Annotated in this window: 18 protein-coding genes; 7 read left to right on the plus strand and 11 right to left on the minus strand. The window is 58.3% G+C overall.

Going from position 1 to position 18,829, the window contains the following annotated elements:
- Positions 1 to 31 precede the first annotated feature (31 nt).
- Genes bfr through ASC97_RS35480 form a run of 5 tightly spaced genes read right to left on the minus strand, consistent with a single transcriptional unit; the run spans position 32 to position 6,780 of the window.
- Positions 32 to 517, minus strand: a complete 486-nt coding sequence (bfr, locus tag ASC97_RS21180; protein WP_007528518.1) for a bacterioferritin — start codon at positions 515 to 517, stop codon at positions 32 to 34.
- Positions 483 to 905, minus strand: coding sequence for a (2Fe-2S)-binding protein (locus tag ASC97_RS35475; protein ID WP_082530098.1), 423 nt, complete (start codon positions 903 to 905; stop codon positions 483 to 485). The genes bfr and ASC97_RS35475 overlap by 35 nt, the downstream gene beginning before the upstream one ends.
- Before the next feature lie 25 nt (positions 906 to 930).
- The gene (locus tag ASC97_RS21190) at positions 931 to 4,377 is read right to left on the minus strand and encodes an error-prone DNA polymerase (protein WP_057470316.1); all 3,447 of its coding nucleotides are present in this window, start codon (positions 4,375 to 4,377) and stop codon (positions 931 to 933) included.
- Positions 4,374 to 5,918 carry a Y-family DNA polymerase gene (locus tag ASC97_RS21195; RefSeq protein ID WP_274534163.1) on the minus strand — a complete coding sequence of 515 codons (1,545 nt, stop codon included), beginning with the start codon at positions 5,916 to 5,918 and terminating at the stop codon, positions 4,374 to 4,376. The genes ASC97_RS21190 and ASC97_RS21195 overlap by 4 nt, the downstream gene beginning before the upstream one ends.
- A complete protein-coding gene (locus ASC97_RS35480; protein ID WP_057470318.1) occupies positions 5,830 to 6,780 on the minus strand; it encodes an ImuA family protein in 951 nt (316 codons plus the stop codon). Before ASC97_RS35480 ends, ASC97_RS21195 begins: the two co-directional genes overlap by 89 nt.
- Before the next feature lie 163 nt (positions 6,781 to 6,943).
- Between ASC97_RS35480 and ASC97_RS21205 the strand changes: the two genes are divergently transcribed.
- On the plus strand, positions 6,944 to 7,381 hold the full coding sequence (locus ASC97_RS21205) for a metallopeptidase family protein (RefSeq protein WP_037068024.1): 438 nt from the start codon (positions 6,944 to 6,946) through the stop codon (positions 7,379 to 7,381).
- An 8-nt stretch (positions 7,382 to 7,389) separates the two neighbouring features.
- Here the strand turns inward: ASC97_RS21205 and ASC97_RS21210 are convergent, their stop codons facing one another.
- Complete coding sequence (locus ASC97_RS21210) at positions 7,390 to 7,596, minus strand: DUF1737 domain-containing protein (protein ID WP_057470319.1); 207 nt, start codon at positions 7,594 to 7,596, stop codon at positions 7,390 to 7,392.
- An 11-nt stretch (positions 7,597 to 7,607) separates the two neighbouring features.
- Positions 7,608 to 8,516: an HpcH/HpaI aldolase/citrate lyase family protein gene (locus ASC97_RS21215; protein WP_057470483.1), complete on the minus strand. Its 909-nt coding sequence runs from the start codon at positions 8,514 to 8,516 to the stop codon at positions 7,608 to 7,610.
- 112 nt (positions 8,517 to 8,628) lie between these two features.
- Between ASC97_RS21215 and ASC97_RS21220 the strand changes: the two genes are divergently transcribed.
- The 3 genes from ASC97_RS21220 (at position 8,629) to leuD (ending at position 10,154) form a co-directional block, all read left to right on the plus strand.
- Entirely contained in the window at positions 8,629 to 8,871 is a 243-nt protein-coding gene (locus tag ASC97_RS21220; RefSeq protein WP_057470320.1) for a hypothetical protein, read from the plus strand.
- A gap of 115 nt (positions 8,872 to 8,986) precedes the next feature.
- Positions 8,987 to 9,415 carry a VOC family protein gene (locus tag ASC97_RS21225; RefSeq protein ID WP_057470321.1) on the plus strand — a complete coding sequence of 143 codons (429 nt, stop codon included), beginning with the start codon at positions 8,987 to 8,989 and terminating at the stop codon, positions 9,413 to 9,415.
- Between the two features lie 130 nt (positions 9,416 to 9,545).
- Positions 9,546 to 10,154, plus strand: a complete 609-nt coding sequence (leuD, locus tag ASC97_RS21230; RefSeq protein WP_057470484.1) for a 3-isopropylmalate dehydratase small subunit — start codon at positions 9,546 to 9,548, stop codon at positions 10,152 to 10,154.
- A 64-nt stretch (positions 10,155 to 10,218) separates the two neighbouring features.
- Here leuD and ASC97_RS21235 read toward each other — a convergent pair whose 3' ends face one another.
- Positions 10,219 to 11,151, minus strand: a complete 933-nt coding sequence (locus ASC97_RS21235) for a pyridoxal-phosphate dependent enzyme (RefSeq protein WP_057470322.1) — start codon at positions 11,149 to 11,151, stop codon at positions 10,219 to 10,221.
- Between the two features lie 178 nt (positions 11,152 to 11,329).
- Between ASC97_RS21235 and leuB the strand changes: the two genes are divergently transcribed.
- Both leuB and ASC97_RS21245 read left to right on the plus strand, forming a co-directional pair.
- Positions 11,330 to 12,442 carry a 3-isopropylmalate dehydrogenase gene (leuB, locus tag ASC97_RS21240; RefSeq protein ID WP_057470323.1) on the plus strand — a complete coding sequence of 371 codons (1,113 nt, stop codon included), beginning with the start codon at positions 11,330 to 11,332 and terminating at the stop codon, positions 12,440 to 12,442.
- Between the two features lie 122 nt (positions 12,443 to 12,564).
- On the plus strand, positions 12,565 to 13,326 hold the full coding sequence (locus ASC97_RS21245) for a phosphatase PAP2 family protein (protein ID WP_057470324.1): 762 nt from the start codon (positions 12,565 to 12,567) through the stop codon (positions 13,324 to 13,326).
- Between the two features lie 67 nt (positions 13,327 to 13,393).
- On the opposite strand, the gene ASC97_RS21250 is transcribed toward ASC97_RS21245, so the two are convergent.
- The 3 genes from ASC97_RS21250 to ASC97_RS21260 all read right to left on the minus strand — a co-directional run bounded on the left by ASC97_RS21250 (position 13,394) and on the right by ASC97_RS21260 (position 17,715).
- Complete coding sequence (locus tag ASC97_RS21250; RefSeq protein ID WP_057470325.1) at positions 13,394 to 15,280, minus strand: MFS transporter; 1,887 nt, start codon at positions 15,278 to 15,280, stop codon at positions 13,394 to 13,396.
- Positions 15,281 to 15,487: 207 nt separating this feature from the next.
- Positions 15,488 to 15,844 carry a glyoxalase superfamily protein gene (locus ASC97_RS21255; RefSeq protein WP_057470326.1) on the minus strand — a complete coding sequence of 119 codons (357 nt, stop codon included), beginning with the start codon at positions 15,842 to 15,844 and terminating at the stop codon, positions 15,488 to 15,490.
- A 107-nt stretch (positions 15,845 to 15,951) separates the two neighbouring features.
- Positions 15,952 to 17,715, minus strand: a complete 1,764-nt coding sequence (locus tag ASC97_RS21260) for a glucan ABC transporter ATP-binding protein/ permease (RefSeq protein ID WP_057470327.1) — start codon at positions 17,713 to 17,715, stop codon at positions 15,952 to 15,954.
- Between the two features lie 330 nt (positions 17,716 to 18,045).
- Between ASC97_RS21260 and ASC97_RS21265 the strand changes: the two genes are divergently transcribed.
- Complete coding sequence (locus tag ASC97_RS21265; RefSeq protein WP_057470485.1) at positions 18,046 to 18,786, plus strand: helix-turn-helix transcriptional regulator; 741 nt, start codon at positions 18,046 to 18,048, stop codon at positions 18,784 to 18,786.
- The last annotated feature ends 43 nt before the right edge of the window (positions 18,787 to 18,829 follow it).

Raw genomic sequence — 18,829 nt, forward strand, 5'->3', positions numbered from 1 at the left:
TTTTGTGCGGCCGGTTCCGATTTTTGGTGTTCTACTCGGCTTCGTTGGCGGAGTCGGCGTTGAGTTGGCCGTACTTGGATTCGCCGATTTTGCCCAGGAGCTCCAGCTGGGTCTCGAGGAAGTCGATATGGCCTTCTTCGTCCGCCAGCAGTTCCTCGAACAGCTTCATGGAAACGTAATCGCCGGCCTCATGACAGATGTCGCGCGACTTCTTGTAAGCCGTGCGAGCGTCGTATTCGCCGGCAAGGTCGGCTTCCAGAACTTCCTTGACGTTCTGGCCGATTCGAAGGGGTGCGAGGGTCTGCAGATTGGGGTGACCTTCGAGGAAAATGATGCGTGCCACCAGACGGTCGGCGTGATGCATCTCTTCGATGGACTCGGCCCGCTCCTTCTTGGCTAGCTTCGTGTAGCCCCAATCTTCGAGGAGTCGGTAATGAACCCAGTACTGATTGACAGCGCCGAGCTCCAAGAAGAGGGCCTCGTTAAGCCGCTCGATGACTTTTTTGTCGCCTTTCAATGTCCGCTCTCCTGTTTTCTTCGTGGAAGTTTCTGAGGCGGGACATGAAATCAAATAATTCGGCTTCCGTCGAGTGGTGACGGGCGTGATATTCCTCGGTGGTCTGAATGATGATGTCGACGACATTGGGGAAACAGCCGCAGCAACGGCCGCGTTTCTCCATGGCGTGGTACACCTTGGCCGGTACGATAAGCTGCCAACAGTCCTGCTCGAGAAGCTCGTTGATGACTTCTCGGATCTCCGTGTCGGTTATATAGTTGCAGCTGCAAACAAGCACGTTCTCATTCCAAACATGACAGTCACTATCGTCTTTTCTGCTAAAGAAGACGCTGACTGTCAAGAAAAAATTGTCATCTTGCTGCCGTTGCCGTTCTACATTCCCTGTCAATTCGGCGAGAAGGACGCCGTCCGCTTTAGTGAAAGTTGCGTCCCTTCGGCATGACACGTGCCGTTTCCGAAGCATTCATGGGGTCCCCTTCCGACCGGATCCGTTTTTCCATCGCAGCCTTCTCCAGAATGCCAGCGATTTTTTTCTGCCGGAAATCCGCCGTAGGCCTCAGTACTTCGTCGGCACGGGTGCATGCGCCGAAGCGGCGCGCTTCCTTCTGCAAGAGCCCCAGGCAGGGTGTTATGTCCTCGATGTGGTCGACGACAGTATGAATGACGCCGCTCTGTTTCTGGAGTTTGCCCCGTATCTTGACCAGCCGCGCTCCCATGACGATTGAACGGTACTTCTCGAATGTTTTCGGCCAGACAATTGCATTGGCTACGCCCGTTTCATCCTCCAGCGTCATGAAGATAACGCCTTTTGCCGAACCCGGTCGCTGACGCACCAGCACGAGGCCGGCGATCGTCACCCTTCTGTCGTTCTCGACTTCGAGAAGATCGACACTGCGGGTTATGCCTATTCTATGAAACTCCTCGCGCAGGAATGAAACAGGATGCGCCTTGAGCGATAGGGACAGGTACCGATAATCCTCGATCACCTGTTCTCCCGGCAGCATCCGGGGGAGTTTGGTCTGAGGCTCGACCTGCAAATCGACATGGCTGACCTGGTCGAACAAGGGCAGCCCTTCAGCGGCACTTTTCACATCCAGCGCCCGCACCGCCCATAAAGCCTCGCGCCGGGACAAGCCGATCGTACCGAAGGCATCGGCATCCGCCAGCCGCTCGATATCCGATTTGGTAAGGCCGGAGCGCAGCCAGAGATCGCGGATGGACGTATAGCGATCTCCACGATTTGCGATCAGCTTCTCTTTCATCACCGTTTCGGAAAGACCTTTCACCTGCCGGAAGCCAAGACGGACAGCTCTTCTGGTCCTGATGACATCCTTCATATCGCGATGGCGGAAATCGATCTTGTCCTCGGCGAAGACGGCGTCTTCCAGCAGGCAATCCCAGTCCGAACTGTTGACATCGACCTCCCGTATTTCCACTCCATGTTCCCGAGCGTCGCGGACCAACTGCGCCGGCGCATAGAATCCCATGGGCTGAGAATTGAGCATGGCCGCGCAAAAGACATCCGGATAGTAGGCTTTCACCCAGGAGGAGGCATAGACGAGAAGTGCAAAAGAGGCGGCATGACTTTCCGGGAAGCCGTATTCGCCGAAGCCCTTTATCTGGTTGAAACACTGCTGGGCGAATTCGCGGGAGTATTTCCTGCTGACCATTCCCTCGATGAATCTTTGTTCAAATGTGCCGATGGTCCCTGTTCGCTTGAAGGTTGCCATCGCCCGCCGCAACCGATCGGCCTCGGCCGGTTCAAATCCCGCGGCCGTGATCGCGATCTGCATGGCCTGCTCCTGGAAAAGCGGAACGCCCAAAGTCCTCTCCAGGACCCCTTCCAATTCTTCGCTCGGATACTGGATGGGGATGCCTTTAGCCCATTGTTCCCTTTGCTTCAGATAGGGGTGAACCATATTGCCCTGGATGGGGCCAGGTCTGACGATTGCGACCTCGATGACGAGATCATAAAACCTTCTCGGACGCAGGCGCGGCAGCATGCTCATTTGCGCCCGGCTTTCGATCTGGAAAACGCCAAGCGTATCTGCACGGCACATCATGTCGTAAACCGGCGCGCCATCCTCATGGTCCCGATTGCCCAGATCGGCCAGCGTCTTCTTCACGTCGTAATGAAGCCGAAGCATATCGAATGCTTTTCTGAGGCAGGTCAGCATTCCGAGCGCAAGGATATCGACCTTGAGGATTTTCAGATTGTCGAGATCGTCCTTGTCCCATTCTATCATATAGCGACCCGGCATCGCCGTGTTCATGATCGGCACGACCTCGTCGAGCCGATCCCTGGTGATGACGAAGCCTCCGACGTGCTGGGTGAGGTGGCGGGGAAAGCCGAGAAGCTCCGAGGCATACTTCAGGACGTTTTTCGTCATCGGGTCGCGAATATCGAGGCCGGCAGATTGAGCCTCCCGCTCGCTCAAATTGTCTTCCGACCAACCCCAGACCAGACTGCCGATCGCCGACTGGATATCCTCCGAAAGACCGAAAGCCTTGGAGACTTCCCGGCCCGCGGATCGGGTGCGATAGGTCGTGACCCCTGCTGTCAGCCCGGCGTACTCCCTGCCGTATCTCTTGTAGATATACTGGATGACCTCTTCGCGCCTGTCATGTTCGAAATCGACGTCGATATCAGGGGGCTCGTCGCGGTCCATGGACATGAACCGGTCAAAGAGAAGGGTGCTGTTCTCCGGATTCACTTCCGTTATTTCCAGGCAGTAGCAAATGACCGAATTCGCCGCCGAGCCCCGGCCCTGGCACAGGATATTCAGTTCATACCGTGCGTGGTGGATAATCCTACGGACCGTCAGGAAGTAGGGCTCGTATTGTTTTTCTCTGATAAGACCCAACTCATACTCGATCTGATGCTGGATCTTTGGAGGAACACCCGTTGGAAAGCGTTTTGCGGCTCCCGTCCTCGTAAGGCGTTCAAGGGTCTCATAGGGCGTCTCCCCCTCATCGTTCTCAGATGGATAGTTGTGCTCCAATTCGTCGAGTGAAAACGAAAGCTTGCCGAAGAATTTTTCCGTATTCGCGATCGCATCCGGATAATCCCTGAAGAGGCGGGCCATTTCACGCGCACCCTTGAGATAGCGCTCGGCATTCGGGGCCAGAAGAAAACCCGCTTCGGGGATCGGCACGTGTTCCCGGATCGATGTCACGATATCGGCCAAAGGACGGCGGGCCGTATCGTGGTAAAGCGGTTGGTTGGTAGCGATAAGCGGCACCCGGTTGCTGTTGGCAAGCATGGAAAGAGCCGCAAACGTGCGCTTGTCGCGGCCATCATAGGCTGGAGCGAGCGCCAGATGGAATGACTTCCCGAAGCGTTTCTGGAAACGCTTCATACGGGCCTCAAAATCCGCGTGACGAAGTGTATCGTCCGCAGTCGACGGATGCGGGACCAATGCAAGCAGCATCCGATCGCCCCATTCCATCAAATCCTCCTCGGTGAGGATGCACTCTCCCTTTTCCGCCTTGAGGTTGCCGGCGCTCAACAGGCGACAGAGATGCGCCCAACCTTCCCGATCCTGCGGATAGGCAAGGATATCGGGCGTCCCGTCGGAGAAGACGAGGCGGGCGCCCGGCTGGATTCGGATCGCGTCAAGAACGTCCTCCGCCTTCCCATCCTTGTCGAGGACATCCAGCGCCTTCCTCTTGAATTTCTTGTCGATTTCTTTGGATTGGGCATGAGCCCTGACGACCCCGGCAACCGAATTGCGGTCGGCAATGCCGAGTCCCCCGAGCTTTAGGATTGCGGCCTGTATCACCATCTCTTCGGGCTTGGATGCGCCTTCCAGAAAAGAGAAATTTGTCCTGGCGCCGATTTCGAAGAAGGCAGGGGTCATGGCAGAACCCCGTGCATGAACCAACGCGGTGTGGTGTCACCGGCGTAGTGGCCTTCGCGGTAAATCCAGAAGCGGTGCCCCTGGTCGTCCTCGACGCGGAAATAATCCCGATCGTCTGCATCCGATCCATCGATCCACCATTCCATGGCAAGCCGCTCCGGGCCCTCGCTTTTGAGGACACGGTGCCGCATTCGTCGCCAGTGAAAATTGGCAGGGGCTCCATCGGGAACTTCGATGGCGAATGCCTCCATCAACTCGGGCGTCTGAAGAAGGCGCAACGGCCTCTCGCTCCTTGAGGGGGGAGGGTTGCCTTGCTGCGCGGTTTGGACCGACAAGGCATCGATTGCCGGGACGGCAATCGCCGCTCTTTCCGGTACATGGCTTTCACGCAACTGAAAGGACTGCAGGCAATCTGCGCCAAGTCTTGCAGAGACGCGCTCGACGAAGGCGGCGAGCGATACATCCTTCTCCCGGTGCCCTTCGAAATCGCCTTGCGCCGTATCGAAGCTCTCGTAACGGAGCACATTGATGCGAAGTATTTCGAACCCATAGCCGGCATCGAGGTCGTCGTGCACAGCCTGCAGGCGTTCGGAAAAGAGGGCGGCGATGCGTTTCGGTTCGCGCAATGGCTGGGCAGTGCCTGCCGAAATGCGGAAGACCCTGCCATCGACGCGGAAGAGAACGAGTTCGAAAACACGGCCTCCGGCGCCTCGCGCTTCGAGCGAGGGCTTCAAAGAGGTGGCAATCTGGCCGGTGAGCATGAGGATGTCGTCTTCCGCTCCGACCGGTTCGATGAGGCGTCGTTCAGCCGAGAGGCTTGCGACCGGCAGGCGCGGCGATATCGGTTCCTCGTCCGTGCCGAGCGCCTGATCCAGTCGCAGGAGCAGGCTGGTTCCGAAGCGGCGGGCAAGGGGCGCGCGTGGTGCGCCCATCAGATCGCCGACATATTTCAATCCCATCTTCGTCAGGGAATCGACTGTTTCTTCAGGAAGGCGGAGCGACGCGACCGGAAGCGGTGCAAGAACCTGTTCGGCTTCATCCGCGGCGATAGCGCCGCCCTGGCCAAACCGGCTGGCGGCCCATGATAATCCGGGAGATGAAGAAATGGCGCCGCGTACATCCAGTCCCATCTGCAGGAGCCTGGAGAGGATATCCTTGAGAAGCGCCTCTTCGCCGCCGAACAGATGGGCGCAGCCGGTAATGTCCAGAAACAGGCCGTCCTTCCCGTCGAGCGCAACCAGTGGCGTATAGCGGTCGCACCAGTCGGCGATCCCCTCAAGGAAGCGCCGGTCGGCAGCAGGATCCTCCTCGATCACATCGATGGTCGGATAGATGGCGCGAGCTTCGGCGACGCCGAGGTTCTTTTTCAGGCCGATCGTTTCTGCCGCCTCGTCGAGCGCGGCTAACCGCATGGCATTGTTGAGACGAGCGGAGCAGACGATCGGTGGTGCATCAGGACGACCGCGCGAACGCCAGGAAAGTCCCCATCTCTTTCTGGCGATCCTGTCGGTTTGAAGATGCGGGAAATTGAGCGCCAGAATGCGCTGCGCGTTCCTCTGGAAAGCGAGTGTCGGCTGATTGGCGGACAGGGAAAAACCGGCGGTCATGGGGGTTCCATTCCAAAAGAAGGGAGAGGGGAGCCGGATTGCGGCTCTTCTCCAGGGTAAGGCAAAACACCGGGTTGCCGATGCTGCCGCCCAGCATCGAGCCATCCGGCAAGGGCCGCGCCTGGGCCGGCGCGGGTTCGGCAAGGAAGCGGAAGAAGGCACTGCTTGCCTCTTCCTCTCCAGCTTGGCGCAATAGGAAAAGCGGGCGCTTGGAGGCCTTTGCCCTCAGGTTCAGACGCCGGCTTTCCGTCAGGCCGAAATGCTTCGGATTGCCGCGAACCTCCAGAATTGTTGCTGGAAATACGCCGCTTTCGACTGCGGTTTCTGCAAGCCACAGCGCGTCCTCCAGCTTGCGGGGGCTTGCATGCAGGAATAGTTCCGGCTTCAGGCCGAAATCCCTGATGCCGACGGCATAAGGTCGCCCCGCTTCCATTGAAGAAACGGTGTCGGAGATCCAAAGTATCGGCAGAGAAGCGCGCTGGCTTTCTTCATCCTGCCGCTGCAGCATGGAGGCCAGTGCCAGTACGAAGCCGCTGCTTGCGCCTGCATTGCGCAGCAAATGCGTGCGAACCTCGGTGAGGGCATCCAGCGGCACGCCCCCCTCCATGGCGTCATCGAGTGCGCATATTCCGAGCGGAAGACGCAGCGCATTTTCACGTTCTTCGCCAACAAGGTTGCGCTCAGCCAATGCCTGGCTTTCCGCTGCCGCCAAAGTTGGCGCCGGTTTTCCTTCAAGCTTTGCAATGGTTTCGCGGAGCGCAAAAAGCCGCTCGCGCGTCACGGCCGACTGTGCCATGACGTTCACTCCACATTCTGATGTTCCTGTTATGTTCCTATGGATTCCAGAGCCTGGCTGAAGAGTCAACAACCATTTCCTGTGAATTTATTCCTGTCCTTGATTCCGCTCTCGAAAATCGAATGCAAAGGTTCTATATGGGCCGCAAAGGAAGGGAATTTTTATGGCCCGCGTAGACCAGAGCGATGATTGGCAGGACCGCCACGCGCCGACAATCAGTACTTTCGAGTCCTTGGCGATGGAGGCCTATAGCCATCTGCCGGAAGAGTTCCGCGCGCTGACCACCAACCTTACGATTGAGATCGAGGATTTCCCCGACGACGACGTGTTCGAGGACATGGCGCTGGAAACACCGTTCGACCTGCTCGGCCTCTTCGAAGGCCGCGGCATTTCCGAGCGTTTTACCATGGAAACCGGCGAACTGCCGAACCGAATCCGCCTCTATCGACGGCCGATCCTGGACTACTGGGCTGAAAATGACGAGACGCTCGGCGATATCATCACGCACGTCCTGATCCATGAGATCGGCCACCATTTTGGGCTGAGTGACGACGACATGGAGCGGATCGAGGAAAGTGCCGAAGAGGCGGCCGAGCGTTAAGCGCCAGCCTACTGCTCGGACAACTTCATGTCCGGATGATAGTTCTTGCCTTCCACGTCCTTGACGATCGCCTGAGCGGCAATCACCTGACCCGTCTGCGCGTTGAAGGTCATGGACGGCGAGCCGTGCAGTGCCCAGCCCTTGTTGAGGGCATCTGTGACGCGGTGGCAGAAAGCGGCGTCGTCCTGGCCGGTCAGAAGGCGGTAAAGCTTCATAAAATCGTCTTTCACTTCGCCGTTTGGCGTTCTGCAATCAGGCGGGCTTTATGAACCAGACTTTCAGCCTGGACAAGATGCAGCCGCTCGATCATCCGGCCATTGGCATTGATGACGTTGAGACCTTCGGCTGCCGGATCCGCAAAGGCGGCGATAACAGCATTTGCCTCGGCAATCGCGGCCTCGTCCGGCCCGAAATTCCTGTTGGCGGCTTCGATCTGCGCCGGGTGGATCAGCATCTTGCCGTCGAAGCCCATGGCGCGGGCCTCGGCGCATTCGGCGTCGAAGGCATCAGCTTCGTTGAAATCGTTGAAGACGCTGTCGATTGCGTCAAGACCATAAGCGCGCACGGCAATGATGACCTGCATCAGCCACGGTACGAGATAGGTGCGGCCCGGCAGTGGCAATACGCCAGTTTCCTTGCGCAGGTCGTTGAGGCCGACGACGAAGCAGTCAAGCCTGGAGCCCGCGGTTCGTCCGGCTTCGGCGATGGCCGGGGCGTTCAGGATGCCACGCGGTGTCTCGATCATAGCCCAGATGCGCAGGTTTTCAGGCGCATCGGCATCGGCGAGAAGGTCGCTGACCGACATGACATTCTGCGGTTCGTCCACCTTCGGCAGTAGCACGGCATCGGGTTCCAGCGCCAATATCAGCTCCATGTCGGCCCGGCCGAACGCGGAGGAGACCTCGTTGATGCGTATGATGCGCTCTTTGCCCTCAAGCGGCTTGCCGGAGAAGAAGGCCCTCAGGTTTTCTCTTGCTTCCACCTTCTTTTCGGGCGCAACCGAATCTTCGAGATCGAAGATCACGGCGTCGCAGTCTAGCAGACGGGTTTTTTCCAGAGCGCGGACGTTGATGGCGGGAACACTCAACACCGAGCGGCGCAGATTCATGGAACGGGTCAGTGGATTTTGGCTCATCACGAATGTGTGCCAAGCTTTGCAGCAGGTGGCAAGACAACAAAAAGCCATGCTTACCTTGCAGAGAAGGAAGCGAAGGACCACATTCCTTTCCGAAGAAAGGTCTACACACATGCAGAATATCCGTTCCATCTTCCTTATGCTCTCAGGCGTCACCCTCTTTGTCGCTTTGGCGTTCCTCACTTTTTCGGTGACGCTCGCTGTCGGCGGTATTCTTACGGTGCTCATGGTGGGCCGCGCGCTTTCGCTGAAGATGAAACCGGCACCGGTTCGCGCCCAGGCGCGGCGCAAGCCCCATTCCGGCGCCGACATGCGCATCTGGAATGATGGGCGCGGCACGATCATCGATCTCTGACCGTTGTTCGTACGCATTTAAATTTTCCGATGCTGTCGGCTCGATCGTTTCCCATGCGTCTTTGAAGGGGCAAGGCTTTTGCCTGCTTCAAAAATCAAGCGAATGGAGGACGAGCATGGATACCCAACCACAGCCCAGCCAAATGACGTTGCCACCGGTCAAGAACGGCCTGTTGCCTTACGTCACGGTCGAAGGCGCCCTGAAGGCCGCTGAATTTTACAAGCGTGCTTTCGGCGCAGAAGAAGCATTCGTCGTTCCTGTCGATGAAAACGGCAGGACGATGCATGTCCACCTTTATGTGAACGGCAGCTCGCTCATGCTGAGCGATGCCTATCCCGAGCATGGACATCCCTTCCAGAAGCATCAGGGCTTCACGCTGCAGCTCGTCGTCGATGACATCGATTTCTGGTGGGATCGTGCGGTGGCAGCGGGGGCGGAGGTCGTCATGCCTGTTGAACTGATGTTCTGGGGCGATCGTTATGGCCAGCTTCGCGATCCGTTCGGCGTCAGCTGGGCGATCAACGCACCAGTTAAGGCAGTATAGCGTAATGCGGCCGGCCGCGTCGAATTCGTGCGTGGCCGGACGCCTCATGCAAATTTTCCTTCATTTCGGCGGAAAACTGGACTAAACGCTGATCAACAAAACTATGTCTGCTGATATTGGAGGCCAGGCCATGGACAAATTCGTAAAGCTGACGGGCGTTGCCGCCCCTCTGCCGGTCGTCAACATCGACACCGACATGATCATTCCGAAGGACTACCTGAAGACGATCAAGCGCACCGGCCTCGGCACCGGTCTCTTCGCGGAAGCCCGTTACAATGAGGACGGGTCGCTGAACCAGGACTTCGTGCTCAATAAGCCGGCGTATCAGAACGCCAAGATCCTCGTTGCCGGCGATAATTTCGGCTGCGGCTCCTCGCGCGAGCATGCGCCGTGGGCGCTTCTCGATTTCGGCATCCGCTGCGTCATCTCGACGAGCTTTGCCGATATTTTCTACAACAACTGTTTCAAGAACGGCATCCTGCCGATCAGGGTCAGTCAGGAAAACCTCGACAAGCTGATGGACGACGCGTCACGTGGCTCCAACGCGATCCTGACGGTCGATCTCGAAAACCTGGAAATCACCGGCCCGGACGGCGGCTCGATCAAGTTCGACCTCGACGAGTTCAAGCGCCACTGCCTGCTGAATGGTCTCGATGACATCGGCCTGACGCTTGAAAAGGGCAAGTCGATCGACAGTTTCGAAAAGTCGAACTCCGCATCGCATCCGTGGGCGGCATAAGTCGTCTACATAGCATTGCATTGTCAAAGCCGGGTTTTCGCCCGGCTTTTCTTTGGAGCGGCCCCTAAAGCAGCCGTTCCTTCCACATCGTCAGCTTTTCCACCGAAACGCCGATACCGCCGCAGACTTCGATCAGCGGATTGCTGAATCGTTCGAGAATGCCGGGATGAGCATCCGCAACCGCCAGTGCCGCGCCGCAGGCGGGCTCTACCAGGATGCGATAGGTATCGGCAAATTTCAGGCAGGCGGCGACGGCTTCCGCATCTGTGACTGTCACGCTTTCGATCGGGTGATGCTTCGGCAGATCGAATACATGCTGCGCAACCTGGCGCGCGCCGAGAGAACTGGCGATCGAGGTGATTGCGGGTAGGGTGATGCGCTCGCCTGCAGCGATGCTGGCATGGAACGATGCGGCGCCCTCGGTCTCGACGGCGATAACTGGCACATGCGAGAGCCCGTTTCTCCCAAGCCCGGCGACAATCCCTGCAAGCAGGCCACCGCCGCCGACGCTGGCGACGACGCAGTCAAAGTCGGCGCCCTTGGCCACAACTTCATCGATCAGCGTGCCGTGGCCTTCCCAGAGAAGCGGATGATCGAAGGGGTGCACATATGCGGCTTTTCGCGCATCGGCGAGCTTGATTGCATGGGCATTGGCCTCGTCGAAGACGGATCCATACACAACAACCGCCGCGCCGGTCGCTTCGATCGATCGCTGAACCTCCTCGGACGTCGTTTCCGGCACAACGATCGTGACCGGTACGCCCAAGACGCGCCCGGCGTGGGCAGCAGCGATGCCGGCATTGCCGCCGGATGCGCAGAAGATCTCCCGTGCGCCGTTCTCGACCTCGTGCTGGCACAGTCTACCGACGCCGCGCAGTTTGAAACTGCCTGCCGGCTGAAGGGCATCGAGCTTCAGCCAGAGCGGCCTGTCGCTGGCGCTGTAGCCTGCGGCGGTGCGATAGAGCGGGGTGTCGATATGGAGAGGTGCAGCGGGCATTGACGATATCCAGATAGCGGGCATGATAATTTCTTGTTACCCGCCCGCGCCCTGCGGTCAACTCACGTATATTGAACGCAATGCGGTCGCCAACCGTACCGAATCGGCCTGTTGCTCGCTTGAAATGCCGTTTCCCCAGGGCTAATAAGCCGCAACTTGTTTTTCTGCGGAGGGTTTCATGACAGCGCGCAATCTTTTCCTGCTGCCGGGCGACGGCATCGGTCCCGAGGCCATGGGCGAGGTCCGCAAGATCATCACCTATATGAATGAGGCGATGAATGCCGGATTCGTCACCGACGAGGGCCTTGTCGGGGGCAGCGCCTATGATGCGCACGGTGCCGCGATCTCCGAAGCCGACATGCTGAAGGCGCTGGCCGCCGATGCGGTCCTGTTCGGCGCCGTCGGCGGTCCGAAGTGGGATAGCGTTCCCTATGAGGTTCGCCCGGAAGCCGGCCTTCTGCGCCTGCGCAAGGACCTGCAACTGTTTGCAAACCTGCGTCCGGCCATCTGCTACCCCGCGCTCGCCGCGGCTTCGTCTCTGAAGCCGGAGCTGGTCGAGGGTCTCGACATCCTCATCATCCGCGAGCTTACGGGCGGCGTCTACTTTGGTGAGCCCAAGGAGATCATCGATCTCGGCAACGGCCAGAAGCGTGGCATCGATACGCAGGTGTATGACACCTACGAAATCGAGCGTATCGCCGGCGTCGCCTTTGAAATGGCGCGCACCCGCGGCAATCGCGTCTGCTCGATGGAAAAGCGCAACGTCATGAAGTCCGGCGTGCTCTGGAACCAGGTCGTTACCGAAACGCACAAGGCGAAGTATTCGGACGTGCAGCTCGAGCATATGCTGGCGGATGCCGGCGGCATGCAGCTCGTTCGCCAGCCCAAGCAGTTCGACGTCATCGTGACCGACAATCTCTTCGGCGACATGCTTTCCGACGTCGCTGCGATGCTGACGGGCTCGCTTGGCATGCTGCCGTCCGCTTCGCTCGGTGCACCTGATGCAAAGACCGGCAAGCGCAAGGCGCTGTACGAGCCCGTACACGGTTCGGCGCCTGACATTGCCGGCAAGGGCGTTGCCAATCCGATCGCGATGATCGCCTCCTTCGCCATGTGCCTGCGCTACTCCTTCAATCTGGTGACGGAAGCCGACAACCTGGAAAAGGCGATCGCAAACGTGCTCGACAAGGGCATCCGCACTGCCGATATCATGGCCGAAGGAGCCAAAAAGGTTGGCACCGTCGAAATGGGCGAAGCGATCCTTTCCGAGTTCAAGTTGCTTTCTGCCTGATATTTCACGTGAAACAGGTTTCAGGCCCTCCCCGTCGCCAGATGCGGAGGGCCTTTGCATTGAAGCGATCGGCTGTCACGCCTATGTGCATTTCTGCACCGGATTGAAACCAGCGGAGTGCCATGACCGAGACCGTCGATCGCAGGACCAATTTCTGGATCCACATGCGCAATCGCTATGAGGCGAGGCGCACGATCCATCGACGCGTTCCCTGGAAGGGTTTCACGCTGTCGGCCGTCAATATCGTTGCCATTGCTTTTTTCGTCTTCGATCGACCACTCGCACAGGGGACCAAAAGTTTGGCGCCGCTGCTGGTCTCGATCGCCGGCGATGTGACCGATATCGGCAAACTCGCCTGGATTCTGGCCGCACTGTCTACCGTCCTCGTGACCGGCTATCTCGTTCGTCGGCGCTTGTGGAAGGTCCGCAGACGTTTCCGCATGGTCTATTTTGCGCAGATGGCTGCTTATGTCGGAACATCCGTCCTTCTCGCTGCCCTCGTTGCCAATATCCTGAAGTTTGCGATCGGCCGGGCGCGGCCGCTGCTTTACGAACAAGAAGGCATTTTCAGTTTCGCGCCCTTCAATATGGACTTCCTTCATCAGAGCTTCCCGTCCGGCCATTCGGCCAATATCGGAGCCCTCTTCATGGCACTGGCTCTGCTCTTTCCGCGATTCCGTCTGGCTTTCATCGGCATCGGTCTGTGGCTCGGTGCCACCCGCATCATTCTCGGCGTGCACTATCCAAGTGACGTCGCCGCTGGTCTTGCGCTCGGCGCCTGGTTTGCCTTTGCCGCGTCCATTCTATTTGCGCGCTTCGGCCTGGTTTTCTCGATCGGTCGCGACGGCGGCTGGCCGACACCTAAGTTGGATCGTCTCATCTGAGCTTCCTTGAAACGAAAAACCCGGCGCCTTTCGAGCGCCGGGCCAATGTTGCCAGGTGTCAGTCGTCTCAATCCATGGCGTTGATATCGCGGTCCTTCGTTTCCGGCAGGAAGATAAGACCGATGACCAGTGTGATTGATGCGAAGATAATCGGGTACCAGAGCCCATAGTATATATCGCCCGTAGCGGCGCTCATTGCGAAGGCCGTGGCAGGCAACAGGCCGCCGAACCAGCCGTTGCCGATATGGTAAGGCAGCGACATGCCGGTGTAGCGGATGCGGGTCGGGAAGAGTTCGACCAGCAGCGCTGCGATCGGGCCGTAGACCATCGTCACGTAGAGAACGAGGACGAAGAGAATAGCAATCGTGCCGATCCAATTGACGCGCGCCGGGTCTGCGGACATTGCGAAGCTGCCACCGCCGGCGACGGAGTAGACCGCCATGTCGGTGACGCCCTTTGCCTCATCGGCCGTCAACAGCTTGCCGGCAACGAGCTTGTCCGCAGGCATGGCTTCCTTCTGGCCGGCGCGAATTGCATCGGCGTTCAGCGCAAGCTCCGGATTGGCGGCAATGAAGGCGTCCAGTTTGGCATCGGCAACCTTGGCAGCGCCGCGGTTCAGCGGATAACCGCCGTCATGAAGAGCAATGTTGATGCTCTTTTCGAAAGCAGACGCCATGCCCTTTGCCTTGTCGCCGGCAGCGATGGTGTCGAAGCTGGCGATGGTTTCGTTGCCGATCTTGACCGTTGCCGGTTGGCCGGCCGGGCCGGGCACGACATCATAAGGCACCGAGTTCTTGGTCAGGAACGCCGTTGCGACATCACACGAGCTGGTGAACTTCGACGTCCCAGTCGGGTTGAACTGGAATTTGCAGTCAGCCGGATCGGCTGTCACCGTCGCACGAACCGAAGCCTGGGCTTCAGCAAGGGCGGGGTTTGCAGTCCAGGTCATGGCCTTGAACAGAGGATTGTAGGTGACGGCAGCGATCAGCAGGCCCGCCATGATGATCGGCTTGCGGCCGATCTTGTCGGACAGGCCGCCGAAGATGACGAAGAAGGGCGTGCCGAGGATAAGTGCCACCGCAACCATGATGTTTGCCGATTGGAGGTCGACCTTCAGCACGTTCTGCAGGAAGAACAGTGCGTAGAACTGACCGCCGTACCACACGACCGCCTGGCCCATCGTTGCGCCGAAAAGCGCGATCAGGGCGATCTTGGCATTCTTCCATTGACCGAAGGCTTCGGTCAGCGGAGCCTTCGAACCCTTGCCTTCCGCCTTCATCTTCTGGAAGGCCGGCGATTCGTTCATCTTGAGACGAATCCAGACCGAAACGCCGAGAAGCACTACCGATACCAGGAATGGGATACGCCAGCCCCAGGCTGCGAAAGCTTCCTTGCCCATGAGGAACTGGACGCCGACGATAACCACCAGCGACAGGAACAGGCCCAGCGTGGCGGTCGTCTGAATCCATGAGGTGAAGTAGCCGCGGCGCCCATTCGGCGCGTGTTCGGCCACATAAGTCGCCGCACCGCCGTATTCGCCGCCGAGCGCGAGGCCCTGCAGAAGACGAAGGCCAATCAGGATGATTGGGGCCGCGATGCCGATTGATGCCGCACCGGGAAGGATGCCGACCAGAAAGGTCGAAAGACCCATAATGAGAATCGTCACCAGGAAGGTGTATTTGCGCCCGACGAGGTCGCCGAGGCGACCGAAGACCAACGCGCCAAAGGGGCGCACCAGAAAGCCTGCCGCAAACGCGAGAAGCGTGAAAATGTTACGCGTGGCTTCAGGATACTGGGTGAAAAAGGTCGCGCCGATATAGGTGGCGAGCGAGCCGTAAAGATAGAAGTCGTACCATTCGAAAACGGTGCCCAGCGAGGAGGCGAAGATGACCTTCTTCTCCTCGGATGTCATCGGGCCGGCTTTTGCGCCGTCGGCGCTTGCGACATTTGCCATTGTTTGTCCTCCACAATGCGGTGTTCATAGCGGTCGCGACCATGCCCTCCTCAAAGCATACCCCAGGTCGCGGCTCACCTGACGAGATTGTGGCAGAAAAGATCCCTCAAAAAGAGAGCGGCTTTGGGATTATGACTTTAGTCTAAGGCCTTGGCGCAAATTGCCGCAGCGGCAACGGGGCCAGAGAATCCCGATCGTGCCGGCGAGCTATTGGGTCTTGTGCGACACGATGTTGACGAGTGTTCCAAACGGATCGCGGACGTAGAACCGTCGTACGCCCCAGAGTTCGTCGGTCGGACCGTAGACGATCGTGAAACCGGCGCCGCTCATCGCGACGAATGCCTCATCGACGTCGTCTACCTCGATGGACAGTCCAGGCACGGCTGTTCCAGCCCCGCCCTCGGTCGCAAAACTGATCTGGACTGCCATGGGCTGGTCCGAACCGTATGTCGAGATCCACCCGTGATCCATCAGGACCTCGAGCCCGAGGATGTCCTGATAGAAGACTTTTGCCCGCGATGGGTCGGTCGTTTCGACATTTGCCACAATTCGCCTGACTTTCATGCAGCCTCCCGACCTTCGCCGACGTCAATTTAGGCGGAACGTCGTTCCGGGCAAGAAAAAAGCCGGATGCAGAACCATCCGGCTTCATATCGGGCTGCGCAGATTTCTCAGGCGGCTTCGGTCGTGTGTGCCTTGCGGACCTCCTCGTCCGTCAGGATGCCGCTGGCGCGCAACAATGCAGCGAAGCGGCCGTTGCTCTGGCTGAGTTCATCGAAACTGCCTTCTTCGACAACACGGCCGTTATCAAGGAACAGAACCTTGTCAGCTTCGCGAACCGTCGACAGGCGGTGGGCGATGATGAAGGTGGTGCGGTTCTGACGCAGATTATCGATCGCAGCCTTCACGCGGTTTTCCGTTTCGACATCGAGCGCACTCGTGGCCTCATCGAGTACCAGGATCGGCGCATCCTTCAGGATGGCCCGGGCGATGGCTACGCGCTGGCGTTCACCGCCGGAAAGCCTGTTGCCCCGTTCGCCGACATGGGTGTCGTACTGATCTTCGCGGGTCTCGATGAAGTCTGCGGCGGCCGCAGCTTCGGCTGCACGGCGCATTTCTTCTTCGCTGGCGCCCTCGCGGCCCAGGCGGATGTTGTCGCTGATCGATCGGTTGAGCAGGCCGGCGTCCTGGAACACCGTGGCGATATAGCGGCGCAGCGACTTGCGGGTGACCTTCGTGATGTCGTGGCCATCCACAAGGATCTTGCCGCTGTCGGGATCGTAGACACGCTGCAGCAGGTTGACGAGCGTCGTCTTGCCGGCACCCGTCGGGCCGACGATCGCAACCGTCTGGCCGGCTTTGACCGTGAAGGAGACATTGTGCAGGCCCTGCGACGAGTTGCCGAAGCCGAAGGAGACATCACGGAATTCGACTTCACCCTTCACGTCGGAAATGTCGGCATTGCCAGCGGGCTCTTCGCGATCACGCACGGAGTCTTCGAGGTTGTAGAAGTCCTCGAGCTTCGAACGAGCTTCGAAAATCTGCGTCGCAAACTGGCGCATCTGGTCAAGGCGCGAGATCAGCAGGTTTGCAAAGCCTATGAAGGCGATGACGTCGCCGATCCGGAGTTGGCCGGACTGCACCATCAGCGTGCCAATGACGAGAATGATCATCATTGCGATGGTCGATGCCATTCGGTTCATCGCACCTGCAATCGCCCACCAGTCGAGAACCGGATACTGGGCCTGCAGCAGGCGGTCGGCAAAAGATCTCAGCGCCTTGGTTTCCGCTTCGATGCGGTTGTAGCTATGTAGAACCGAAACGTTGCTGATCGAATCGCTGACATGCGAGAAAACGGTATGATAGTGGTTTTCGACCGAAGCCTGGCCGTCCTTGGTCCGGCTCATGACGAGGCGACCGATCAGCCAGTAGGCGATACCGAGCACGACCAGCACGCCGGACAGGCGCATGTCCATCGACATTGCAGTCGGGATCAGGATGACGATCGCGACGGCCGTTGCCAGATGGTTGCGCATGAACTCAAGCCAAAGGCCGAACAACGTTTCGCATGCGCGCAGCAGCGTATGCAGGGCATTCGACGTTCCGCGCTGGTGGTGCCAGGACAGCGGCATCGAAATGATACGACCGAAGGCCTCCGTCAAAAGCGTGGCGCGGCGGCCGTGTGCCAACCTGTCCGCCTCGCGGGCGACCAGGACAAAGGCTATGGTGTTGAAAACGGCAAAACCGGCCCACATGAAAAGGATGGGCTTGACCTCACCCTTGCCAGAAATTGCATCGATAATGCGGCCGAACAGGATAGGCTCGGCGATTGTGATCGCTGCGAGCACGATGTTCGCGATAACGACCAGGGATACGCGGAGCTTGTAGGCGCCTAGATAGCGCAAAGCTCTTGCATAGACCTTGAATAGCGACACGGCGATACCTCTTGTGCATCTGCGAAATATTAGATGTTGCGAAGCTACAAAAAGCTATCTGAACCGGCGATTAACGGCGCATTCATTCCGACGTTCCAAGCGCATTTTCGCGGCGGTATCGTATAGTAAATACGCGATGTATAATGTTGAAATCTTCAATGAAATACTGAAAAATTGCAATTTTCACTTGCGTTTTGACACCTGATTGGCACACCATAAACTATATTATAAACGTTGTTTTCGATTGTATCGATCACTGCTTCGATAGCCGAGGCAGGTCCCGGGCGGGGGCTGCACTCACAGCTCCTAAACCGGAACAGGGGCATTTTGGTGAATATTCATTATTTAATTCAATTGCTTGTATTGGTGGAAGAATGCCGGAAACCCGAGGCGGTAATCGATGAGCTTGGGCATGTCCTCGCTTCCTATGGGTTCTCCTATTACGGCGTTCTTCGGTATCCGAGGCAGACCGAGGATCCGGCAGGCCTCATGCTGGCCGGCCAGTGGCCGGACATGTGGCCACAGATTTACCTTTCCAAGAAGTACCTGCTGAGTGATCCCACCGTGCGATATCTCGCACATGCACAAAAGCCATTTCGCTGGAAGGATAGCCTCGCCGCGTTCCGCAAGGATGCGCATTACCGCCGGATGGAGCAGATGATGGCCGACGCCGGCAGTCACGGCCTCAAGGACGGGTATACCTTTCCTATATACGGACGAAGCGGCATTCTCGGTTATATGACAGTCGGTGGTAGGCCCGTGGATCTTTCCCCCGTCGAAATTTCGCTATTCGATGCAATCGCGCGAAAGGCGTTCTGGCGCCTTCTGGAATTCAAGGGAGAGGCGCCGGCGCTTCTGGGAGTGTCCGGCGCAGACACACGCCTGACCCGCCGCGAACTGGAAATATTGCAGTATCTGGCGGCAGGCATGACCTCGATCGAGATCGGCAGGCATCTCAAGATTTCAAACCATACCGTCGACTGGTATATGAACGGACTGCAGGACAAGTTGAAGTCCAAGAACAGGCAACATGCTGTGGCAGTTGCCTTCCGCCATGGGCTGATTGCGTAGTTCCGAGAAATTCGATTTGGGAGTCATCGGGGAAATTGAACTT

The sequence above is a fragment of the Rhizobium sp. Root1203 genome (assembly GCF_001424945.1).
Classification (GTDB): Bacteria; Pseudomonadota; Alphaproteobacteria; order Rhizobiales; family Rhizobiaceae; genus Rhizobium.